Genomic DNA, 17,738 nt, shown 5'->3' with positions numbered 1-17,738 from the left:
GCTAAATGATCATTTTTTAATCATATTTAGCAAATCTTGGATAAATCGAGCGTATGAATTCTACACAACAATGGCAAAGTGTCACTTGGTTTGACGTGGATGAGCATCAAGACGGGCAGCGAATAGACAACTTTTTATTTACCCGATTAAAAGGTGTTCCAAAAAGTCGAATCTATCGTTTGATTCGTGAAGGACAAGTACGTGTCAATAAAAAAAGAATAAAAGCAGAGACACGGTTGCAGATTGGTGATCAGATTCGTGTTGCACCGATTCGTTATGAGCAAAAAGATGAAACGGCTGCTCCTGTGAGTGATAGCGTTGCTCAAAGCTTATTGAGCCGTGTCGTCTATGAAGATGAAGGTTTATTGGTGGTTAATAAGCCTTCCGGCATTGCAGTACATGGCGGTAGTGGTGTCGCATATGGCTTGATTGAGGCTTTGCGTGCGGCGACAGGGAAAAAATATTTAGAATTGATTCATCGTATTGACCGAGATACTTCTGGCTTGGTGATGATCAGCAAAAAGCGTAGCACCTTAAAATTGTTACAAGACCTACTGCGTGAGCATAAAATTCAAAAAACCTATGCGGCGATTGTCAAAGGACAGGTCAGCTTGGATAAGCAGTTGATTGATGCACCTTTATTACGTTATGAACTGGCTAATGGTGAACGTCGTGTGCGTGTCACCAAAGAAGGTAAGCCTAGTAAAACAGAATGGAAGGTGGCTGAGCGTTTTAAAACAGCAACTCTGGTGCATGCTTCGCCTTTATCAGGTCGTACCCATCAAATTCGTGTACATGGTTTAAGTATTGGTCATCCACTGATTGGTGATGATAAATATGGACACAATACAGCGTATTCAGGACCTGAGGCGCGACGTTTGTGTTTACATGCCATGCGTTTAGAGATTCCAAACTATCCAACCATTGAAGCACCTATGCCTGAAGATATGCAGCAGTTAATTGATGAGTTGAGAAAGCAATCATGAATCAAATTGAGAACATCATCATGCGTCAAAATGTGGAATTGGTGATTTTTGATTGGGATGGAACCTTGTTTGATTCTGTTGGGCAAATTGTGGCAAGTTTGCAGCATGCTGCACAACAATTTGAACAGCCGCTGAGCAGTGACGCTGCGAAAAGTATTATTGGTTTGGGCTTGCCTGAGGTTATGCAAATCTTATTTCCACAGGTACCCCATTTACAGCAGGATATTTTGCAATGTTATGCGGATCATTATGTGGCGAACTCGAAGGGTGATGTCTGGTTTAATGGCGTTGCTGAACTGCTCACTGATTTAAAGCAACAAGGTTTGAAACTTGCTGTTGCCACTGGTAAAAGCCGTAAAGGCTTGGATCGAGTGCTTGGACAAACCAATAGCCATGACATTTTTGATATTACCCGTGCGGCGAGCGAAACCAGATCGAAACCAGATCCATTGATGTTACAAGAAATCATTTCAGAGATGGATGTGGCTGTGGATCGTGCCATTATGGTGGGAGATACTAGTTATGATCTTGAGATGGCACAAAATCTGAATATGCCAAGAATCGGCGTCAGTTATGGCGTGCATAGTGTTGAAACGTTACAACGTTATCAACCGCTTACGATTGCGGATAATGTGCAACAATTGCATGGTTATTTGCAAGGGATGATACAATCGACGGCACTCTCAGAGAGTTAAGTGGTTTAAGCATTACACCAAGGTGGGGGAGCATGCTCTCCCATCAAAAAAATAATAACAAAACAATAGGAAAGCCATGAGTCGTTCAATTCGTTTGCTCAATCTTTTGCAATTATTAAGAGAATATCGTTATCCAGTAACGGCAAAGGTGCTGGCGGAGCGTTTACGAATCAGTCAGCGTAGTGTTTATCGTGATATTGAGAGTTTGCGAGAGCAAGGTGTCAGTATTGATGCTGCTGCGGGTCTAGGTTTTCAACTTAAAGAAAACTTCTTACTTCCACCGATGACATTAAATGAAACCGAAATTGAAGCTATTTTCTTGGCATTAAACTGGTTAAGTGAGATTCCTGATCAAGCCCTAAAATCAGCATCAACTTCTGTATTGGCAAAACTGAATGCGGTACTACCTACGCATTGTCAGCATCTACTACAACAAACCACGCTAAGATCAATTCAAACATGGTTGCCTGTAGATGAGCAGTTAGTTGAGCAGGTTCGAATCGCGATTCGTCAACAAGTCAAAATCATGGTTGATTATGCCGATGAGCAGCAACGAGTCAGTTCAAGAGTATTGTGGCCATTTGCATTAGGATATTTTAATGATCGTATCGTTTTAGCAGCATGGTGTGAACTGCGTAATGGATTTCGACATTTCAGAATAGATCGAATACAGCAATTGAGTTTAAGCCAAGAGTTATATCCTCATTTTAAACAACAACTTTTCCAACAATGGTGGAGACAAGAAGTTTGCCACTCCACTACTGACAAAAACTGACAATCAAAAGTATTAAATTTAAATAAGACCAAATAAACAAGGAAATATCAAAATGGCTCTAAAACTATATACAAATTCTTTTTCACGTGGTGTTGTTGTCGATTGGTTGTTAATCGAACTGGGTATTGAATGTGAACGCATTGAAGTTGCTTTTGATACGGAAATGAAAACACCTGAATATTTAAAAATTAATCCTTTTGGGAAAGTACCTGTTCTAGTTGATGATGATGTGGTGATCTATGAGTTGGGGGCTATTTGCGCTTATTTGACCGATAAGTTTGCAGAGAAAGGCTTAGCGCCAGCGTTAAATGATCCGCAACGTGGTGTGTATTATCGTTGGTTATTCTTCATTTCTGGACCATGGGAAGCTGCTGCAACCGACCGTATGCTTGGTGTAGGGGTGAATCCTGAACAAAAGTCTTCAGTTGGCTATGGCGACTATGATGATGCTTATAATGCCTTTGTGATTGGCGTGGGTGAGGCTGCACCTTATTTATGTGGTGAGCAGTTTACAACGGCGGATGTGTTGGTGGCAGCTATGTTATTTTGGCAACTGAAAATGGAAGAAATACAACCTCATCCAGCAATAGCGCGTTATTTGGATCATGTGAGTAAGCGCCCTAGTTATGAGAAATTTGCTGAATTTTTTAGTCATGCTGGTTAAGGATATAGAATTGTTAGAAACAGTCGCTTGATGCGGCTGTTTTTTTATGTGGTGCGGAAACTAGAGGAAAAGCCAGTGCATATCATTTGGAATAAAATCAACCACCAATCCGTATGATAACGACGTGAAAATGGTATTGACTCGGTCAAAGAAAATCAGCATAACTAACAGCTTATGTTAGGATCAGGGCGTCATTAAATTTTCTAAGATTGATACATTTTGTATATGAGAAAAACTTGGATTGACTTGATACTTAAAGCCTAAAGATCGAAATATTCCTATCATCCCATGCGATTGGATTTCACCATAGAAGACGTACATGAAAGATAAGCCGACATTAACCTATCAATTGCCGACACAATCTTGCTTGAGCCATACATGGATGAAACCTCCATTTCCGCATGAGGCATCTGAGCATAGTGGTCTTGATCGTTTCTACAATCTAGAGCGTCCTTTGTCACCACTAGGCCGTAAAGGCTTGGTGAAATGGCTAGCCACACGGAAGTCCTTTACATGGCAGGTTGATCGGGCACATGAGTTGAATTTGCGTAATCAAATTTTGGAATTTCCCCAAAACCGTCCTCATGCGGATTTGAATGATTGGCAAATATGGTTTGTGGGGCATGCGACTGTTTTGATCCAAATAGGTCCGTATAACTTTTTAACAGATCCTGTTTGGAGTGAATATGCAAGTCCACGGCAAGGACGTGGTCCACAGCGTGCGTGTACAGCTGGAATTGCTTTAGAGCATCTGCCTTATATTCATGGTGTGCTATTGAGCCATAATCATTATGATCATCTTGATTTGGCGACTTTAGAATGGCTTCATCAGAAGTTTGAAATGCCGATCTATACGGGTTTAGGCAATGGTTATTATATGCCTGAACATTTGCATGTGATTGAAATGGATTGGTGGCAAGAAATTCCATTTCATGATGAATTGAAAATTGCTTATACGCCAGCACAGCATGCCTCTGGACGTGGATTTAGGGATCAAAATCGCGCGTTGTGGGGGGGATTTTCATTGCTTGCAAAAACAGGACATTGTTTTTTTGCAGGTGATACAGGCTATGCAGGACATTTTAAGCAGATCCATGAGCGTTATGGTGATGCGAGAGTAGCATTGCTACCTATAGGTGCTTATGAGCCGCGTCATTTGATGCGCCATGTGCATATGAATCCACAAGATGCGTTCCATGCACATCTAGATTTGCATGCACACCGATCGCTAGCGATACATTATCGGACTTTTCAGCTGACGGATGAAGATCGTGATGCGCCAGAACAAGAGCTGATGCATGAGATGAAAGCATCCTCAAAATTAGTGAGTCCATTTTATTGTATTCGTGAAGGGCATTTTATTCGAGCTTGATCTCTTGGAGGGTATCAATACACCACAAGGCAATAATTGAAAGGCTAATCAATCCGAGATTCATGACCACAGGATTAAATGCTTGATAGATTTTATTGGGGTAAATCAATAAAACGAAAATAAATAACCCAATCAGACTGATAATATTTAACTTATGTAAATATCGATGTGTAAATAATAAAAACATAAAACCGAAGCTAATTTCAGCGATCCCAGAAAGTGAAATCATCCAGAAGATATACTCTGAAGCTAAGCCCATGTATTGCCAAAAGTATTGTTCATCTTCTACTTTAAAAATTAATTTTGGAAATAAACCCTGATAAATCCATAGCGAGCCAATCATGACCTGACTTAACTTCAAAATACGTTGATAGGTTTGGATTAAGGTATTCATGAAACCATATCATCAGTTAAAAAATGAGCCGCGATTTCAGGTGTCATTCTGTAGCATTGTTCAGTCTTACCAAAAAGACGATAGCGGTTGAGGGCAACACGTCGGTATCCAAAATCTCGGATCACTTTGGGAATAAATTGGGTGTACTTAAGTGTTGAATATGGAAATGATAAATGCTTAATGATTCTGATAAATGCAGTTGATTCTGTATAGAGTTTTCCATGCTCTACTAATACCATTGTTTCAAAATGATCAGTAGGAAATTGATACATTGTTAAAATACGTTGACCTATTGGTGACTGAACTGATGCTAACTTGAACTGAAGTTGAGGATCATTTTTCACCATGAAATCCGCCCATGCAGAGCATAGTACACAATGAGCATCAAACAAGATGATGTTATTGTCCTGGATTATACGATCGAGTGAAGTCGTCATTGTTATTATTTTCCAGATTCATTGTTGTGATCATAGTTCAAAATCCAGCATAAAAAAATGAAGAACCATAAAAGGTTCTTCATTTCTCCACTTTAAGAGGATTTAAGCAAGATCAAAACGATCTGCATTCATCACTTTGACCCAAGCTTTCACAAAGTCTTTGACGAATTTCTCTTTGTTATCATCTTGAGCATATACTTCTGCATAAGCACGTAAAATTGAATTTGAACCAAAAACCAAATCCACACGGCTTGCTGTCCATTTAACTACACCGCTGTCACGTTCGACGATGTCATAACTATTGCGGCCTGTTGGCTTCCAGTTATATTTCATGTCAGTGAGATTCACAAAGAAATCGTTACTAAGTACGCCAACGCGATCCGTCAAGACACCTTGCGGGTTGTTACCATAGTTTGCACCGAGTACACGCAGGCCACCAACCAATACTGTCATTTCAGGTGCAGTAAGTCCCATGAGCTGTGCTCGATCCAATAGTAATTCCTCTGGCGTATTTACATAGTGTTGTTTCTGCCAGTTACGGAAACCATCATGTAATGGCTCTAGTGGTTCAAATGAGTATTCATCGGTTTGTTCAGCAGTTGCATCACCACGACCTGGTGCAAATGGTACAGTGATCTGTACACCTGCTTTATGAGCAGCTTGTTCAACGGCAGCTGTGCCACCGAGTACAATTAAATCAGCAATACTAACTTTTTTGCTTAGACTCGCTTGAATTGATTCCAATACGCTTAATACACGTTGTAAACGCTCAGGTTCATTGCCAATCCAGTCTTTTTGAGGTGCTAAACGGATACGGGCACCATTCGCTCCACCGCGAAAATCTGAACCACGATAAGTACGTGCACTGTCCCAAGCAGTTGTAATTAAATCTGAGCTAGATAAACCACTTGTAAGTAACTTCGCTTTAAGCTCTGCAATTTCGCTATCTGTCAAAGTATAGTCAACAGTTGGAATTGGATCTTGCCAAATTAAATCTTCTTGAGGAACATCTGGACCTAAATAGCGGCTCTTTGGTCCCATGTCACGATGAGTTAACTTAAACCATGCACGAGAGAACACTTCCGCTAAATAAGCTGGATCACGATAAAAACGTTCTGCAATTTTACGATATTCAGGATCGACTTTGAGTGCCATGTCGGCATCGGTCATGATCGGATTACGACGAACATTAGGATTGTGGGCATCTACAGGCTTGTCTTCTTCCTTAATGTTAATGGGTTCCCACTGATGAGCACCTGCAGGGCTCTTGCGCAGTTCCCAATCATAAGTGAAAAGTAGGTAGAAAAACTCATTATCCCATCGAGTTGGGTGAGTGGTCCAAGCACCTTCGATACCACTGACCATGGTGTTCCCAGCATTACCAGTCCCTTCAGAGTTATGCCAACCTAAACCTTGGAATTCAACATCGGCACCTTCAACGTCAGCACCTAAATTCTCTGCTTTACCATTTCCGTGAGCCTTACCTACGGTATGACCACCTGCGGTTAATGCGACAGTTTCTTCATCATCCATCCCCATGCGATCAAATGTGGTACGCATATCTTGAGCTGTGCGTAAAGGATCAGGTACACCATCAACGCCTTCAGGATTGACATAAATGAGACCCATTTGAACTGCTGCAAGTGGATTTTCTAATGAATTACGATCTTGATCATTTTCGTAGCGATTTTTGGTTGCATCTAACCATTTTTTCTCACTGCCCCAGTACACATCTTTTTCTGGCGCCCAAATATCGATGCGACCGCCAGCGAAACCGTAAGTTTTTAATCCTGCAACTTCATATGCAACTGTGCCAGCGAGAACAATTAAATCGCCCCATGAAATTTTATTGCCATATTTTTTCTTGATTGGCCAAAGCAAACGACGACCTTTATCTGTATTTACGTTATCAGGCCAACTGTTTAATGGCGCAAAACGTTGGTTACCCGTGTTGGCACCACCACGCCCGTCTTGCTTTCGGTAACTTCCTGCAAGGTGCCATGCCGTACGTACCATCATACCGACATAACTGCCCCAATCGGCTGGCCACCAGTCTTGGCTCGTATTGATGAGTTCACGTAAATCCTGTTTCACTGCTTCTAGGTCAAGTTCCGAAAATGCTTTAGCGTAATCAAAATCAGGGTCCATTGGATCCGTTTTCTTATCATGCTGATGTAAAATATCGAGATTTAAAGCATTGGGCCACCAAGCCATTGGACTTTCGCCAACTTCGGTATTACCGCCGTGAAGGACAGGACATTGTCCTGATGAAGTGGTATGTGTTTGTGATTTATCGTTCTGGCTCATGATTCTTCTCCATCGAAATGACTGCAGTGAAGTCATTTCGACTATTAGACCGTTCAAAGATATGAATGTGTAACCATCGCATTGACAAAATCGGTATCAAAATTTCAGATGCCTAAATCGATGTCCAATAACTAGGTCTGCATTCTTTGTATTTTTACTTTAGGTTGATGACGCTTTTTTTTCCAATGGATTAAAGTTGATGTCTTAAATGCTTTATTCGATTGAAACTGTTTAAAGCTTAAACATGAACATAAAGTTTGTGGATGTGAAAATTGTTAAAAAAATAAAAGGTGTTGAAAAATAAAAGCTTAATTTATTTTTTATTTTGAGCTGGAGAGGTATTGTGGCTGTTGATCATCCCACTAAAAATTGATGAGATCGACAAAAAAGCATGAAGTTAACCTGTTGCAGTTATGTAAAAATAGGGGAGTTCTAGCCAAAGAAAGGCAGCCCTTGAAATTAGATTGATTCGTTTGAGGAGGCGAGTTTAGGCGCTGACTAAACGATTCGATTTAACCATATCTGCTAAACCATGGGTTCTGAAATAGTGTTCTAACCAACTTTTAATGACCAAAGGATTATTCATTTGCAGAACGTCATCAAGTAGGCGTTTAGCATCACTCATTGGGACATGACAAATTGCTTTACGTACTCGAAGAATGTTACTTGAACTCATCGATAGTGTGTCAAAGCCCATCGCAATTAATAGAATAGCGGTTAGTGGGTCACCCGCCATTTCTCCACACACACTGACAGGTTTTTGATGTGCCTGACAATCGAGCGCTAAGCGTTTTAATGCTCTGAGTATCGAAGGGTGATAATGTGAATAGACATTGGCAACATGCGGATTGTTACGATCAACAGCGAGTAGGTATTGGGTTAAGTCATTTGAACCTACCGAGAAAAAATCAACTAGCTCTGCAAACTCATCAATTTGAAAGAGTACACTTGGGACTTCAACCATAATCCCAATTTTAGGTTTATTGATTTTGACTTGTTCTTCTTCTTGAACCGCAATCCAGTCACGCTCGAGTAAATAAAGAACTTCCTCAACCTCACTAACACTGGTCACCATTGGCAATAGAATGTGCAGATTATTTAAACCAATACTTGCCTTTAGCATCGCCCGAATTTGAGCTGAGAAAATCTCTGGATGGTCTAGTGTAAAACGCAAGCCACGCCAACCTAAAGCTGAGTTTTCTTCTTCAATACTAAAGTATGGCAGGTCTTTATCTGCACCGATGTCGAGAGTTCGCATGGTGACGGGTTTATTGGCAAAATGGCTGAGCTGTTGACGATATATTGCTCGTTGCTCTTCTTCACCAGGAAAGCGATCACGGAGCATGAACGGGATTTCGCTACGATATAAACCAACGCCCTTTGCACCACGTTGCACGCCACGAACCACATCAATCATTAAACCCGTATTTACAAATAATGGAATTGCTACGCCATCAGGGGTAATCGCATCTTTGGTTTCGTATTGTTTTAAATCTTTCGCAATCTGTTCTTCTTCTTTTTGGACTTCCTTATAACGTTGACGTAAACGTCGTGGTGGATTAACAAAGATACGTCCTTGATAAGCATCGACGATCATTTCAATGTCATCAAGTGTGGTAATCGGTAATTCTGTGACCCCGACCACAGTTGGAATACCCAGCGCACGTGCAACAATCACCATATGTGAATTGGCAGCACCTTCAGAGGTCACAATCGCTGCGATATTATCAACAGGAAGTTCAACCAGTGCAGCTGTACTAATTTCCTCACCGATTAGAATGCTATCTGGGCTGAGTTCTCGATGACTTGAATCGTTCTCTTGTAAACAAGCGAGAATACGACGTCCTAAATCTTTTAAGTCAGAGACACGTTCACGTAAATAGTCATCTTCCATTTGTGCAAACAAAGCAGTGTGCTTATCAATGACTTTGCGTACAGCACCTTGTGCCCAACTACCATCACGAATATGATCTTTGATCTCACTTGGAAGTGCATTTTCATCTAGCATTCGTAAGAAAACGCTAAATAGTGCACGTTCTTCTGACATTAATGAGTCTTGCATTTTCTCATCAAGTGATTGGATCTCGGCACGAACTGAGGCAATCGCTTGGTCTAAAATTTCTAGCTCTTCACTAATATCTTCAGCTTCGCGGTCTGGGATCGCAGTCAGATCCGCCGGTGGATATAGTACGATAGCTCGTCCTAAGGCAATCCCGCCTGCGCCAGATACGCCTTGAAAGGTTTTGTAGCTAGGTCCATTACTTGGTTTACGAAATACATCAATATTTCCCACCGCATGGGCATGGGCAATGACACCAGAGAGTTGTGCGCAAAGTGTAACGAGAAAAGATTCAGCAGCTTCACTAAAGTCTTGGGGTTCTTTCTTTTGTACAACGAGAACGCCCATTACTTTACGACGATACATAACAGGAACGCCGAGGAAGGAATTAAATAATTCCTCACCTGTTTCGGGTAAATAAGCAAAACGGTCATGCTTCGGCGCGTTGTCAAGGTTGACGATTTCTTCACGTTGACCGACCAAACCAACTAAGCCTTCGCCAATGTTTAAGGCAACTTGTCCAACGGATTCTGGGTTTAAACCTTTGGACGCCATGAGCACATAACGTTTATTGCGCTCATCTAGCAGATAAATCGAACAAACATCCACATCCATTGCTTCAGCAACATGATTGACCATAATGTCCAAAGAGTCATGCAAACTGACGGACGCATTAATTTCTTGGACAATGCGTCTGAGTGTCTCGAGTTGCATGTTTGACATGGATGTTTACTCCAATTTATAAATCGTTATTGCCTAGTTATAACAGCTCTCTTGTCAAAAATCATTGCTTAAAGTGATGATTTATTAACGTTTAACGCTGAGGTAATTGTAAACACAACTCCATCATGGCTTTACGGTAAACATCACGTTTGAAGTTGACCACTTGGCCCAAAGGATACCAATAACTCACCCATTGCCATTCATCGAATTCGGGTGGGTCAGAGAGGTTTAACTGAATATGATGTGGCGATGCCGTCAGTTTCAGTAAAAACCACTTTTGTTTTTGTCCAATACATACCGGATCTGAATCTGACCGAATGTACCGATGTGGCAAACGATAACGCAGCCAACCTTTTGTTTGCGCTATAATTTGGACGTGTTCGGGCAATAAGCCGACTTCTTCTCTCAGTTCACGATAAAGTGCCTGTTCAGGGGTTTCTCCAAACTGGATCCCTCCTTGTGGAAATTGCCAAGCATTGTGACCAATGCGCTTTGCCCATAAGACGTGTCCGTCATCGTTTGCCAAAATGATCCCGACGTTGGGTCGGAAACCTTCTGAGTCGATCATTTGGCTACCTAAATTTTGTCTATATCGTTGACTTTGATCTCGGGGACAGTCACGCTTGCACGTCCAACTCGTAAAAGATCAAAGTAAAATGTTTAAAATTGCTATGATCTTAACGAATTTTTAGTGACTTACGGAAATAGATTTACGTTTTTTTTCTTTAATTTGCATTTAAATGAGCATTTATATGAAATTGGCTTTGTTTGATTTAGATCACACCCTGTTAAATACCGATTCTGACCATTCGTGGGGTGAATTTTTGGTCAATGAAGGTTTAGTTGATCCAGTTCATCATCGTCAAATGAACAATAAATTTTATGAAGATTACAAAGCAGGACAACTGGATTCGATTGCTTATAATGAGTTTGTTTTTGAGTTTTTAACCAAGCACGACAATGACTACTTAACTGATCTTCACCAGTTGTTTATGCAAAAAGTTATTCGCCCTAAAATGCGTCCCAAAGGTTTTGATGCGATTAAAAAACATCAAGATCTGGGACATGCCATTGTGGGAATTACCGCGACTAGTGATTTTATTACAGCACCAATTTTCCGTGAATTTGGCATTACTGAAATTATTGCGACCAATGCAGAAATATCCGATGGCAAATACACCGGCAAGGTGACAGGGATTCCATGCTATCAAAAAGGCAAGCTTGCACGTTTAGATCAATGGTTAGCAGGGCGCACGGTGAGTGAGTCTTGGGCCTATTCCGATTCAATCAACGATCGGTTCTTACTTGAATATGCGACCCATGCCATTGCTGTAAATCCAGATGATCGTTTGGAAAAACTTGCACAAGAACAACAATGGGACATTCAAGACTGGTCAATTTAGGTCATCATTTGGATTAGTTCTTCAGCCGCTTTGGATTGGATTCGTGCTGGATGCCAGACCATGCCTAGCTGGCGATTCATGTTGAGGTTCAAATCTAAGCGGGTGAGTTCATGATTGAGTAAGGTTTTTGGCAAGACTGACCAGCCTAAACCGATCGAAACGAGCATTCTGATGGACTCTAAAGGATTATTACTCATGGTAATTCTGGGTTTTAATCCTTTTTTCTCAAATTCAGCCAAAGTGATTTGGCTGGTATAAGTGTGTGCCGCAGGTAATAGGCTCGAATAGGCAATCAAATCCTCAAGTTGAAGATTGTGTTGTTGGGCCAGTGGATGAAATGGTGCGGAGACGAAAACCAAAGGATCTTCCCAGATCGTGACATAATTAAGGCGATCATCACCGACAGGTGGTAAGGTCAGAAATGCCAGCTCTAATTCTCCAGCCAGTACTTGTTCATGAGCTTGTTCAGAATCCACGAAATGAACATCCAACGTAACTTTGGGAAAGTGTTGGACAAACTTTTTCAATGGCTCGGCGAGATGATGCAGGCCAATATGATGGCTGGTACCGATCTTGAGGCGACCTTGAACTTGGGCTTGTTCATGGCTCAATGTATGATGAATCTCACCGAGTTCATTTAACCATGTTTTGACTTTGGGTAATAATGAGTAGGCAGCATGGGTCGGTTGAATTCCTCGACCCGCTGATTCAAACAATTTGACGCCAAAATAATCTTCTAAATTATGAATCCGTTTGGTGACAGCAGGTTGAGTAATGAAAAGCTGTTCAGCAGCAATCGAAATTGAACTTGTTTCCATAACTTTAACAAACGCTTCAAAGGCGGCAAGATTCATAACTTAGGCTCGAAAATCATTAAGACTTAGATATTTGTTGTGATGGTAAAGCATATTCAGCTGACTATTTTAGGTAAAAGCGGTGAGCGAGGATAGTTTAAGCTGTATATGTATAATCAAAAGTTAGGCTTTTTGTTCTGTTTTATTCCAAATTTTTTCATGGAAGAAGTATGCAAATGCTTGTACGGTTGGTTCAAGCAAGCTCAAAGTTACTGCCATGAAGATATTTCCTGTGACTACATAAGCAACCAGCATCGCCACTGTAATATGCATGAAGTAATAACTTAGGGTCTTTTTCAAGGTTCGCTGATTTTTAATCACAAACTGTTGGATATTTGCCATGCTGTCACCGTCTTATCAAATTAGATTTACATAAATAATAATCATTATCATTAAAAATGTAAAAAAGAAATTTTGATTGCTAATGATTGGTTTTATGAATGATGAGTAAAATGAAGATCATCTTTGAAATAAATCATTCCAAAAAGTTTGTTAATTTATAAAAATGATAAATTAGATTTATGTGAAAGCATTGCTATAATCATTTTAAGATTTAGATACCCAGTCCTATGACAAGCACGATGGAGAGCGACGACATGGCAGGCAAGACATTGTATGACAAATTATGGGATGACCATTTAGTAACGCAACGTGATGATGGCTCATGTTTGATTTATATTGATCGTCATTTATTACATGAAGTGACTAGCCCACAAGCCTTTGAAGGTTTACAGCTTGCTGGACGTCAACCATGGCGCTTAAGTGCTAATGTCGCAACACCTGACCACAATGTACCGACTTCTAAGAAAGAGCGTGAACAAGGGATTGCTGGGATTGAAGATGATACGTCACGTATCCAAGTGCAAACCTTAGACGATAACTGTAAGACGTTTAACATTGTTGAATTTGGGATTAACGATATCCGTCAAGGGATCGCGCATGTGGTTGGACCAGAACAAGGTTTAACATTACCTGGGATGACGGTGGTATGTGGTGATTCGCATACGGCAACGCATGGTGCTTTTGGTTGTTTAGCGCATGGTATTGGGACATCTGAAGTTGAGCATGTATTGGCGACACAATGCTTGGTACAGAAGAAGTCGAAGAATATGCTTGTTCGTGTTGATGGTGTCTTAGGCAAAGGTGTCACACCAAAAGATGTGGTTTTAGCCATCATTGGTAAAATTGGTACAGCGGGTGGTACTGGCTATGCAATTGAGTTTGGCGGACAAGTGTTCCGTGATATGTCGATTGAAGGTCGTATGACGGTTTGTAATATGGCAATCGAAGCAGGCGCGCGCGTGGGTATGGTGGCTGTTGATGACAAAACCATTGCTTATGTGAAAGATCGTAATTATGCACCTAAAGGTGAACATTGGGATCAAGCTGTAGAATATTGGAATACTTTACATTCGGATGATGATGCTGAGTTTGATGCAGTTGTGGTGTTAAATGGTGCTGAGATTGAACCACAAGTATCATGGGGAACTTCTCCAGAAATGGTGATTCCTGTTTCACAGGCTGTTCCGACATTAGAACAAGCCAAAGATGATGTACAACGCAATGACTGGACACGCGCATACCAATATATGGGATTAAATGCAGGTCAAGCTTTGGCAGATATCCAATTAGATCGAGTGTTTATTGGTTCTTGTACAAACTCACGTATCGAAGATATTCGTGCGGCTGCTGAAGTTGTCAAAGGTCGTAAAGTTGCTGCTAGCATTAAACAGGCGATGATTGTTCCTGGATCCGGCTTAGTCAAACAACAAGCAGAACAAGAAGGTTTAGATCAGATTTTCTTGGAAGCAGGTTTTGAATGGCGTGAACCAGGTTGCTCAATGTGCTTAGCGATGAATGCTGATAAATTGCAACCAGGTGAGCATTGTGCATCGACTTCAAATCGTAATTTTGAAGGTCGTCAAGGTAATGGTGGTCGTACGCATTTGGTTAGTCCAGCAATGGCAGCAGCGGCAGCAATTGCAGGGCATTTTGTTGATGTTCGTTCATTCTAAAGGAGCTAAACCATGGAAAAATACACTGTAGAACAAGGTATTGTTGCACCTTTAGATCGTGCCAATGTCGATACAGACTTAATTATCCCAAAACAGTTTTTGAAATCAATTAAGCGTACTGGCTTTGGCGACAACTTATTTGATGAATTGCGTTATTTGGATGAAGGTTATTTAGGGCAGGATATTAGTAAGCGTCCGAAAAATCCAGATTTCGTTTTAAATAAACCACGTTATCAAGGTTCAACGATTTTATTGGCACGTACCAACTTCGGTTGTGGTTCAAGTCGGGAACATGCACCTTGGGCGTTAAACGAGTATGGTTTCCGTACTGTGATTGCGCCAAGCTTTGCAGATATTTTCTTTAACAACTGTTTTAAAAACGGTATGTTACCTGTGATCTTGTCTGAAGAGATTGTTGATCAATTATTTAAAGAATGTGCTGAAGTTGAAGGCTATCAACTCACCATTGATTTGGAAGCACAAGAAGTGCGTACGCCAAAAGGTGATGCATTCAAATTTGAAGTTGATCCATTCCGTAAACATTGTTTATTGAATGGTTTGGACGATATTGGTTTAACTTTGCAAGCTGCTGACGAGATTCATGCTTATGAAGCTAAGGCTAAACAGGCACGTCCTTGGGTATTTGCCGAAATCAAAGCCTAATTGTTTGAATACATTTTGAACATAGACATAGCATAGCGATACAACTCTTGCTAACATGCAAACAAAGATTATTTTGCTTGCATGTTGCTATGACATGAGGACTGGGCCTGAACAATGAGAAGGATATTGGCACGCAATATTTTGTTGTGTTTATCTGTTGGAACAATTTTAGCTGGATGTCAAAACACAACTAATGTGGTTGATCAAGTTCGTATTGCTCAAAATACACTAGAGCAAAAAGCGAATAATGCAACCTTACATTGTTCAGGCGTAGAGAATTGTGAGTTTGCTCGAATTAATGATGTTGAGGTCATTAATGCAACGTCACATCGTATAAGTCGACAGGCGATGGAACGTGGAATTGTCAGATTACAGGGTTCTGTATTCAGCCGAAAACAGCAAGTTTATCTCAGTGTTCCCGCGAAAGAATATGAGATCGTGATCCGCTTTTATCCGATTTCACCTGATCGTGCTGAAACTTTTCATGTTATTCATGAGTTTAAACCTTATCTACGCTATACCTTTAAAATGTATCGAGATCGCTCTTCTCGCTCAGGTAGTTTACTAACCGTTTCTGCACCTGATCCATTGTGTGTCGATTTACAGCAAGAGCAACAAACAATTCGCCGTTTTTGCCGATCTTATGATGTCAGCAAAGGCTTAGGTGAATTTATTGAAAAGAAGATTTAATTCGCTTGCAGTGAAAACTGCGTATATCAAACTGGAAAAATAGATGTCTAAACATATTTTAATTTTAGCGGGTGATGGCATTGGTCCTGAGATTGTTGGCGCTGCTGAAAAAGTACTAACCAAGGTCAATGATAAATTTAATTTAGGTTTGACATGGGAGCATGGTTTACTCGGTGGTTCTGCGATTGATGCACACGGTGAACCTTATCCAGCAGTCACAAGTGAGCAAGCAAAGAAAGCAGATGCAATTTTGTTAGGTGCAGTGGGTGGACCGAAGTGGGATAGCATTGAACGTTCTATTCGACCTGAGCGTGGGCTATTAAAAATTCGTAGTGAACTCAATCTATTTGCAAATCTACGCCCAGCAATTTTATATCCGCAATTGGCTGATGCTTCGAGTCTAAAACCAGAAATTGTTGCAGGTTTAGATATTCTGATTGTTCGTGAATTAACTGGTGGGATCTATTTTGGTCAACCACGTGGTATTCGTGAACTCGAAAATGGTGAGAAACAAGGCTATAACACCGACGTTTATTCAGAAAGTGAAATCAAGCGTATCGCAAAAGTAGCATTTGAACTTGCAGGATTGCGTGGCGGAAAAGTTTGCTCAGTGGATAAAGCCAATGTGCTCGAAGTGACTGAGTTGTGGAAGCAAACCGTTACTGATTTACAGCAAGCACAATATCCAAATATTCAGTTATCACACATGTATGTTGATAATGCAGCAATGCAATTGGTACGTGCGCCTAAACAGTTTGATGTGATTGTGACGGGTAATTTATTCGGTGATATTTTATCGGATGAGGCTGCAATGTTAACGGGTTCAATTGGCATGTTACCTTCTGCATCATTGGATGAGAATGGCAAGGGAATGTATGAACCTTGTCATGGTTCTGCGCCAGATATCGCAGGTCAAAATGTCGCAAACCCGCTTGCAACCATTCTCTCTGTAGCGATGATGTTGCGTTATACCTTCCGCGAAGAGACTGCTGCCAAAGCAATTGAAGATGCTGTTGGTCAAGTATTGGATCAAGGTTTCCGTACAGCTGACATTATGTCTGAAGGTATGAGCAAAGTAGGTACCGATGCGATGGGTGAGGCGGTAGTTTCTGCACTCAACTAAATGCTTATAAATAAAAAAACGCAGCTAAGGCTGCGTTTTTTTATTTGGGATATAGCTTTAGCAAGCTTTGCCCTCATAGCGAATTGAGCGTGCAATTTGTTGCTGATCGAGCTCAAAAATAATATGGCAATAAAAATTCACATCGTAGGATTGGTTGTAGGTGACTTTTGTAGATAAGCGTGAACCATCAAGAGAAGTTCCCATATCCGCTGGTATCGGAATATTAATTGGCCGCAAAACCGTATATGTCAAAGTGTTTGTCGACATTTGAGGATGTTTAAGCGTTTGAAAGCCTAAATCATTCAAGCTGAGATTTTGTTGAATGTTCTTGGCTGATTGTCCGATATAAGGTTGGAGATAGTCTTGTAATTGAATGGACCGCCATTTGGGGGTTGCACAGGCTTGCATGATTAATACAAAGCAAAGAATAAGAAACTTATAATGCATATGATTGTATCCAAAGCTTATGATTAATTATTAACTTATATTAATTATTTAGCTTTAAAAATAGTTGTCCGTTCCTCTTATTCAAGAGGATAAGAGAGAATATTTAAGTTTATAAAAAAAGCCACAACTCA

The 17,738-nt window shown here is 40.7% G+C and carries 18 protein-coding genes; 10 read left to right on the top strand and 8 right to left on the bottom strand.

Features of this window, described 5'->3' with window-relative positions; all coding sequences use genetic code 11:
* Positions 1-53 precede the first annotated feature (53 nt).
* The 5 genes from F2A31_RS13570 to F2A31_RS13550 all read left to right on the top strand — a co-directional run bounded on the left by F2A31_RS13570 (position 54) and on the right by F2A31_RS13550 (position 4,492).
* Positions 54-986, top strand: coding sequence for an RluA family pseudouridine synthase (locus tag F2A31_RS13570; protein WP_004637773.1), 933 nt, complete (start codon positions 54-56; stop codon positions 984-986).
* A gap of 20 nt (positions 987-1,006) precedes the next feature.
* Positions 1,007-1,681, top strand: a complete 675-nt coding sequence (locus F2A31_RS13565; RefSeq protein WP_171490681.1) for an HAD-IA family hydrolase — start codon at positions 1,007-1,009, stop codon at positions 1,679-1,681.
* A gap of 76 nt (positions 1,682-1,757) precedes the next feature.
* Positions 1,758-2,456, top strand: a complete 699-nt coding sequence (locus F2A31_RS13560; RefSeq protein WP_150026924.1) for a helix-turn-helix transcriptional regulator — start codon at positions 1,758-1,760, stop codon at positions 2,454-2,456.
* Positions 2,457-2,508: 52 nt separating this feature from the next.
* The gene (locus F2A31_RS13555) at positions 2,509-3,120 is read left to right on the top strand and encodes a glutathione S-transferase family protein (protein WP_005083699.1); all 612 of its coding nucleotides are present in this window, start codon (positions 2,509-2,511) and stop codon (positions 3,118-3,120) included.
* A gap of 319 nt (positions 3,121-3,439) precedes the next feature.
* Entirely contained in the window at positions 3,440-4,492 is a 1,053-nt protein-coding gene (locus F2A31_RS13550) for an MBL fold metallo-hydrolase (RefSeq protein ID WP_150026922.1), read from the top strand.
* On the opposite strand, the gene F2A31_RS13545 is transcribed toward F2A31_RS13550, so the two are convergent.
* The 5 genes from F2A31_RS13545 to F2A31_RS13525 all read right to left on the bottom strand — a co-directional run bounded on the left by F2A31_RS13545 (position 4,479) and on the right by F2A31_RS13525 (position 10,980).
* Entirely contained in the window at positions 4,479-4,886 is a 408-nt protein-coding gene (locus F2A31_RS13545; RefSeq protein WP_150026920.1) for a DoxX-like family protein, read from the bottom strand. The genes F2A31_RS13550 and F2A31_RS13545 overlap by 14 nt on opposite strands.
* Positions 4,883-5,323 (bottom strand): thiol-disulfide oxidoreductase DCC family protein, encoded by a 441-nt coding sequence (locus tag F2A31_RS13540; protein ID WP_150026918.1) that lies wholly within the window; start codon positions 5,321-5,323, stop codon positions 4,883-4,885. Before F2A31_RS13540 ends, F2A31_RS13545 begins: the two co-directional genes overlap by 4 nt.
* Before the next feature lie 102 nt (positions 5,324-5,425).
* A complete protein-coding gene (katG, locus tag F2A31_RS13535) occupies positions 5,426-7,630 on the bottom strand; it encodes a catalase/peroxidase HPI (RefSeq protein WP_150026916.1) in 2,205 nt (734 codons plus the stop codon).
* Positions 7,631-8,117: 487 nt separating this feature from the next.
* Complete coding sequence (ptsP, locus tag F2A31_RS13530; RefSeq protein ID WP_150026914.1) at positions 8,118-10,412, bottom strand: phosphoenolpyruvate--protein phosphotransferase; 2,295 nt, start codon at positions 10,410-10,412, stop codon at positions 8,118-8,120.
* A 91-nt stretch (positions 10,413-10,503) separates the two neighbouring features.
* Positions 10,504-10,980, bottom strand: a complete 477-nt coding sequence (locus F2A31_RS13525) for an RNA pyrophosphohydrolase (RefSeq protein ID WP_004637784.1) — start codon at positions 10,978-10,980, stop codon at positions 10,504-10,506.
* A gap of 184 nt (positions 10,981-11,164) precedes the next feature.
* On the opposite strand from F2A31_RS13525, the gene F2A31_RS13520 reads away from it, so the two are divergent.
* Positions 11,165-11,815 (top strand): HAD family hydrolase, encoded by a 651-nt coding sequence (locus tag F2A31_RS13520; protein WP_150026912.1) that lies wholly within the window; start codon positions 11,165-11,167, stop codon positions 11,813-11,815.
* Here F2A31_RS13520 and F2A31_RS13515 read toward each other — a convergent pair.
* Entirely contained in the window at positions 11,812-12,669 is an 858-nt protein-coding gene (locus tag F2A31_RS13515; protein WP_150026910.1) for a LysR family transcriptional regulator, read from the bottom strand. The genes F2A31_RS13520 and F2A31_RS13515 overlap by 4 nt on opposite strands.
* Positions 12,670-12,792: 123 nt before the next feature.
* Complete coding sequence (locus F2A31_RS13510; RefSeq protein WP_004637788.1) at positions 12,793-13,011, bottom strand: DUF2061 domain-containing protein; 219 nt, start codon at positions 13,009-13,011, stop codon at positions 12,793-12,795.
* Positions 13,012-13,265: 254 nt separating this feature from the next.
* Here F2A31_RS13510 and leuC point away from each other — a divergent pair, with 254 nt between their 5' ends.
* From leuC to leuB, 4 genes are all read left to right on the top strand, one after another.
* Positions 13,266-14,684, top strand: coding sequence for a 3-isopropylmalate dehydratase large subunit (gene leuC, locus F2A31_RS13505; protein WP_150026908.1), 1,419 nt, complete (start codon positions 13,266-13,268; stop codon positions 14,682-14,684).
* Between the two features lie 12 nt (positions 14,685-14,696).
* Complete coding sequence (gene leuD / locus F2A31_RS13500) at positions 14,697-15,347, top strand: 3-isopropylmalate dehydratase small subunit (protein ID WP_150026906.1); 651 nt, start codon at positions 14,697-14,699, stop codon at positions 15,345-15,347.
* 114 nt (positions 15,348-15,461) lie between these two features.
* Complete coding sequence (locus F2A31_RS13495) at positions 15,462-16,037, top strand: hypothetical protein (RefSeq protein WP_150026904.1); 576 nt, start codon at positions 15,462-15,464, stop codon at positions 16,035-16,037.
* 43 nt (positions 16,038-16,080) lie between these two features.
* Entirely contained in the window at positions 16,081-17,160 is a 1,080-nt protein-coding gene (leuB, locus tag F2A31_RS13490) for a 3-isopropylmalate dehydrogenase (RefSeq protein WP_150026902.1), read from the top strand.
* Between the two features lie 57 nt (positions 17,161-17,217).
* Here the strand turns inward: leuB and F2A31_RS13485 are convergent, their stop codons facing one another.
* Positions 17,218-17,607, bottom strand: coding sequence for a hypothetical protein (locus F2A31_RS13485; protein ID WP_150026900.1), 390 nt, complete (start codon positions 17,605-17,607; stop codon positions 17,218-17,220).
* Positions 17,608-17,738: the final 131 nt, after the last annotated feature.

The sequence above is a fragment of the Acinetobacter suaedae genome (assembly GCF_008630915.1).
Lineage (GTDB): Bacteria > Pseudomonadota > Gammaproteobacteria > Pseudomonadales > Moraxellaceae > Acinetobacter > Acinetobacter suaedae.
This window is presented reverse-complemented; position numbering and strand designations above follow the sequence as displayed.

Excerpts from the sequence above, each read along its gene's own strand:
- F2A31_RS13525 (WP_004637784.1), bottom strand. The coding sequence starts at position 10,980 with ATGATCGACTCAGAAGGTTTCCGACCCAACGTCGGGATCATTTTGGCA.
- leuC (WP_150026908.1), top strand. The coding sequence starts at position 13,266 with ATGGCAGGCAAGACATTGTATGACAAATTATGGGATGACCATTTAGTA.
- ptsP (WP_150026914.1), bottom strand. The coding sequence starts at position 10,412 with ATGTCAAACATGCAACTCGAGACACTCAGACGCATTGTCCAAGAAATT.
- F2A31_RS13495 (WP_150026904.1), top strand. The coding sequence starts at position 15,462 with ATGAGAAGGATATTGGCACGCAATATTTTGTTGTGTTTATCTGTTGGA.
- F2A31_RS13485 (WP_150026900.1), bottom strand. The coding sequence starts at position 17,607 with ATGCATTATAAGTTTCTTATTCTTTGCTTTGTATTAATCATGCAAGCC.
- F2A31_RS13545 (WP_150026920.1), bottom strand. The coding sequence starts at position 4,886 with ATGAATACCTTAATCCAAACCTATCAACGTATTTTGAAGTTAAGTCAG.
- leuB (WP_150026902.1), top strand. The coding sequence starts at position 16,081 with ATGTCTAAACATATTTTAATTTTAGCGGGTGATGGCATTGGTCCTGAG.
- F2A31_RS13565 (WP_171490681.1), top strand. The coding sequence starts at position 1,007 with ATGCGTCAAAATGTGGAATTGGTGATTTTTGATTGGGATGGAACCTTG.
- F2A31_RS13560 (WP_150026924.1), top strand. The coding sequence starts at position 1,758 with ATGAGTCGTTCAATTCGTTTGCTCAATCTTTTGCAATTATTAAGAGAA.
- F2A31_RS13515 (WP_150026910.1), bottom strand. The coding sequence starts at position 12,669 with ATGAATCTTGCCGCCTTTGAAGCGTTTGTTAAAGTTATGGAAACAAGT.
- F2A31_RS13540 (WP_150026918.1), bottom strand. The coding sequence starts at position 5,323 with ATGACGACTTCACTCGATCGTATAATCCAGGACAATAACATCATCTTG.
- F2A31_RS13570 (WP_004637773.1), top strand. The coding sequence starts at position 54 with ATGAATTCTACACAACAATGGCAAAGTGTCACTTGGTTTGACGTGGAT.
- F2A31_RS13520 (WP_150026912.1), top strand. The coding sequence starts at position 11,165 with ATGAAATTGGCTTTGTTTGATTTAGATCACACCCTGTTAAATACCGAT.
- F2A31_RS13510 (WP_004637788.1), bottom strand. The coding sequence starts at position 13,011 with ATGGCAAATATCCAACAGTTTGTGATTAAAAATCAGCGAACCTTGAAA.
- F2A31_RS13550 (WP_150026922.1), top strand. The coding sequence starts at position 3,440 with ATGAAAGATAAGCCGACATTAACCTATCAATTGCCGACACAATCTTGC.
- katG (WP_150026916.1), bottom strand. The coding sequence starts at position 7,630 with ATGAGCCAGAACGATAAATCACAAACACATACCACTTCATCAGGACAA.
- F2A31_RS13555 (WP_005083699.1), top strand. The coding sequence starts at position 2,509 with ATGGCTCTAAAACTATATACAAATTCTTTTTCACGTGGTGTTGTTGTC.
- leuD (WP_150026906.1), top strand. The coding sequence starts at position 14,697 with ATGGAAAAATACACTGTAGAACAAGGTATTGTTGCACCTTTAGATCGT.